Raw genomic sequence first — 3,652 nt, 5'->3', positions numbered from 1 at the left:
ATTGTCAGCAGTGTTAAAGGACTTTAACGCCTTGTTCGCCCTATAATCAAAAATATCACAGATTCCTGCCAATTGAACGTTCAATTTATCTTGGGCCTCAAAATCTGCCAGACCCGTATGTTTGGGGTCCTCTTCTGCTGCCAAACGCATTTCCTCTTTCCATTCATCGGTGGCAAAACCCAAGGCACGGCAGAGCTGTTCACCTCGAATACCAAACCCTATGATGCCTATGCGTATCGGGTCGCCCCCAATACCGGGAACGGCAGACGGTAGTGAAGGTTGTATGTTCAGTTGTTCCAAAATGGCGGAACGTTCCTTTTTCTCGGCTACTGTATTGGCAGCGCCTGCCCACCAAACGGCTCCCATTAGAGGAATACCCCCCAAACCTTTTAATGCGTCTCTTCTTGTAAATTTCATGTGTGGATTTTTATTGCTTTTATGGCTCAAACTATTTTACCATATTTCTTTTTGGTCTAAATTTAACAATGGATAAAACATTGCAACATCTTTCCTAGCTCGGCTGGTTCTGTATTTCTTTTTTGTTGAATATGCGCTGAAGCCCGAAATACCTTGAAGTAGGTAATTGAAAGATAACGATACAGGCAACTAGCTCGATCAGATTTTTATTCACAAACCAGTAGCTACCCTCTACATTGAGTTGATCTACCCAAGGAAAGGAAGGGTGTGCCAAATAATACAAGGCCAACAATAAGGCCCCGACAATAGCACCCCATTTTTCAAAAATGCCCAACAATAAAGTCAAGCCTACGAAAATCAGAGCCAACTTATTGCCCCAGTCGGCCAGCCCGATCATTGATTCGCTGGTCATCCAAATAAAAAAGGGACGAAAAGGACCCTGTGCAGAAGCGAGATACCCAAAGGAAGTCCAATCAGGATTATAAATTTTAATAATTCCCTCATAAAGAAAGTGCCAACCAATGAACAGCCGCAATAGTATCATACTGTTAATAAAACACTTTTCATTTCTAATTGTTACCATGCCCAGCTATTCGATTAAGGTTATACTTTGGTTCATGCCTGATGAAAAACAGACCAATAAAATTACCGAAATTACCGCAACAGACCAGCAATAAACATGATTTTTATCAGGTTCGAAAATGGTCTTAAAACAAAAAACCCTTCCGTTAGGGGAAGGGTCCTATGTTGTGGCCTTGGGGTTATTACCATTTTCCCATGAGCACCCGTAATCCTGAGCGTACCAAATGCGACTCTCCATTCGTTTCTAAAAATGTCTTCCAGGCTTTGTCATTTGCCGTATTCTGGGCATCGGTCCGTAATATACTGGCGCCTCCCATGGCACTTTTAAAATCCTTGAACCCATTGATTACCCAACGATTTTCCCCATCGGAAGAGACCCCGGCAGTAATATTACCCATCATATTGAGCATGCCTGCAGGGATGTTTGCATTAGTGTACTTCGCATAAGCTTGGTCCCAGGCACCACCATCCTCTACATGAACGATAAAATACTTTTGAATGGGGTAGTCTTGGCTGATGTCTCCCGTATGGGCCATGCGAGTTCCCATACGTGCACTGAAGCCCGCTTTAATTTGCTGGTTCAATTTAACCAAGTACAATTCCCAAGTATCTCCCCCATCGTTCGCGTACATATTTCCCAAAGCGTCCAATGACCCGGAAAAACCAATGACATGGGTAAAATTATTTCCAGGATCATTAAAATGGTTTTCGTATAAGGTGACGGTTACACCCTCTGTTTTATGGGCCGTAAAATAATCATTCGTTAATTTATAGAATGCATCCACATTTTGTGGTTCTACCACTACTTGGTAATTGGTCCAATAACTTTCTTGTGCGTTAAGCGTACAGGCTATACATACTAGTAAGCCGAAAATAACTTTTTTCATTGTTGCTGTTTTAAGATTAGATAATGTTTTGAATAGTAAGCTTCGAAGGTATGGTTGGCAATACTCCGCCTTCTCCCCTGAATTGGTTATTCCCCAAAATTTACTTCATACCTATCGAATGAAATCATGGTATGGGACAAAGTCATGCTATTTTTGTCCCAAAGCGGGTAAAAAATGTCCAAAGAAAATCCGCAGTGCCTTTGTTTGTGAATGAGGTTTGCTTAAAATCATTATTTTAGCGCTTATTCAATGAACACTATACCATGAAAAAAATTTCCCTATGGGCCTTGATGGCCCTTTTGTTTGTTTCTTGCTGGAAGGACAAAAGTCCCGAAGACCTGATCCGGTTAAAAGAACAGTTTAAATCGCAGGTAAAGGCTTTCGAGAAAAAGAAAGAGAATGCGAATAAGAATGTGAACAAAGGGTTGGAAACACTCAATGCCCTTAAAAGTGCCTTAGAGGATACCAAGAACGAGGATAAGGAATTCGCCAAGGTCTATGGAGATTGGGAAAGGGTGAACAAACGTGTCGAAAACCTGAATAAGGAATATGAAGATCTTAAGGAAAAGGCCGCCAACCTTTTTGCGGCCATGGAGACCCAAACCAATAGCCTTAGTGATGAAACTGCCAAAAAAACACTCTCAAAGGCCATCAACAAGGCCCGCACTAAATACAATGGCACCTTGGCCAATACTTCGAAGGCTATCGATAAATTAAAACTGTTGCATGGCGATGCCGTAGAAGTCGTTAAAGCCTTGGAGGTAGCTGCCGCCTTAAATTCGTTCGACAACATTAACGACCAAATGAAGAGCATCGAAGGTCGGGTCGATGGTATAATGCAAGAACTGAATGTGGCCGTTGTCGAAAGTAAAAAACTCTACGAGAAAAAAATTACCGAATTAGGGGAATGAGACCCATTACATATTGAAAGTTATCCCCACGTTGATCGTAGAGGAACGGTCATCTTGCAGATCGGATGAAAAACCGGTATAGAAGTAATTATACAATGCCGTAAGACTGATATGATTTGTTAAGGGTATTTCGGCCTTAAACTGACCCAATACCCGATGATTTTCCAAATCACGATAAAGGGGTTGAAAATAAAGGGTAGCGATAAGGTCTAAATGGGCCTTTTCAAACGATTGGGTCAATGACAGGTAACTACTGTTCCTATGATTGTAGTACCATTGATCAATTCCGTTTAACTTTTCTATCTCGTACATGTACGAATTACCGAAATAGGCTTTGGTCCTCTCTTTATTGATAAGTTTAAAGCGAATGCCTGCACCGACTAGGTTTCGGCTGATTATGGTCAATTGGGTATTGTTCTGGTTCTGTACGAAGGCTTCCAATCGGAAGAAATCGGATAATTCTTGATTAAACCGTGCATGGAGAAACCAAGAATTTTGAACATCCTTTTCATCTGTACGCACCAAATCGTAATTCCATACCAAAAAATAGATTTTGTTCAAATCCTTCGATTTAATTTGGGTTGTGATATTCGACCCAAACTTGAGTACGTAGGCCTCATTCGTATCGGTATAATTAAAAAGGATATCACTTTTTAGAACAAAACGGACGGAATCGGTTTGCATACGTTTGGCTTCGATATTCACCAATTGTGTATACGATGTAAAATGAAAAAATAGGAAAATGGGTAATGTTAGTGTATTTCGGAACTTCATAGATCTTAATATCTCCCTGCAAAGATATTCAAATCAAGGTAGCATCACTTAGGTAATTAATAACATAGAATAGGTTATGGT

At 40.7% G+C, this 3,652-nt stretch carries 4 protein-coding genes and 1 pseudogene; 1 reads left to right on the top strand and 4 read right to left on the bottom strand.

Annotated features, from left to right (window positions below; translation table 11 throughout):
• From WBM98_RS12500 to WBM98_RS12490, 3 genes and pseudogenes are all read right to left on the bottom strand, one after another.
• A pseudogene (locus tag WBM98_RS12500) lies at positions 1-417 on the bottom strand (gfo/Idh/MocA family oxidoreductase); the annotation flags it as partial.
• Between the two features lie 94 nt (positions 418-511).
• Positions 512-961, bottom strand: coding sequence for a DoxX family membrane protein (locus WBM98_RS12495; protein ID WP_424366358.1), 450 nt, complete (start codon positions 959-961; stop codon positions 512-514).
• Between the two features lie 220 nt (positions 962-1,181).
• Positions 1,182-1,886, bottom strand: a complete 705-nt coding sequence (locus WBM98_RS12490) for a hypothetical protein (RefSeq protein ID WP_424366357.1) — start codon at positions 1,884-1,886, stop codon at positions 1,182-1,184.
• Between the two features lie 263 nt (positions 1,887-2,149).
• On the opposite strand from WBM98_RS12490, the gene WBM98_RS12485 reads away from it, so the two are divergent.
• Positions 2,150-2,797 (top strand): hypothetical protein, encoded by a 648-nt coding sequence (locus WBM98_RS12485; RefSeq protein WP_424366356.1) that lies wholly within the window; start codon positions 2,150-2,152, stop codon positions 2,795-2,797.
• A gap of 6 nt (positions 2,798-2,803) precedes the next feature.
• Here WBM98_RS12485 and WBM98_RS12480 read toward each other — a convergent pair whose 3' ends face one another.
• The gene (locus WBM98_RS12480; protein WP_424366355.1) at positions 2,804-3,571 is read right to left on the bottom strand and encodes a DUF481 domain-containing protein; all 768 of its coding nucleotides are present in this window, start codon (positions 3,569-3,571) and stop codon (positions 2,804-2,806) included.
• Positions 3,572-3,652: the final 81 nt, after the last annotated feature.

It is taken from the genome of Maribacter sp., from assembly GCF_049667165.1.
In the GTDB taxonomy this organism is placed as follows: domain Bacteria; phylum Bacteroidota; class Bacteroidia; order Flavobacteriales; family Flavobacteriaceae; genus Maribacter_A.
This window is presented reverse-complemented; position numbering and strand designations above follow the sequence as displayed.

Excerpts from the sequence above, each read along its gene's own strand:
- WBM98_RS12495 (WP_424366358.1), bottom strand. The coding sequence starts at position 961 with ATGATACTATTGCGGCTGTTCATTGGTTGGCACTTTCTTTATGAGGGA.
- WBM98_RS12490 (WP_424366357.1), bottom strand. The coding sequence starts at position 1,886 with ATGAAAAAAGTTATTTTCGGCTTACTAGTATGTATAGCCTGTACGCTT.
- WBM98_RS12485 (WP_424366356.1), top strand. The coding sequence starts at position 2,150 with ATGAAAAAAATTTCCCTATGGGCCTTGATGGCCCTTTTGTTTGTTTCT.
- WBM98_RS12480 (WP_424366355.1), bottom strand. The coding sequence starts at position 3,571 with ATGAAGTTCCGAAATACACTAACATTACCCATTTTCCTATTTTTTCAT.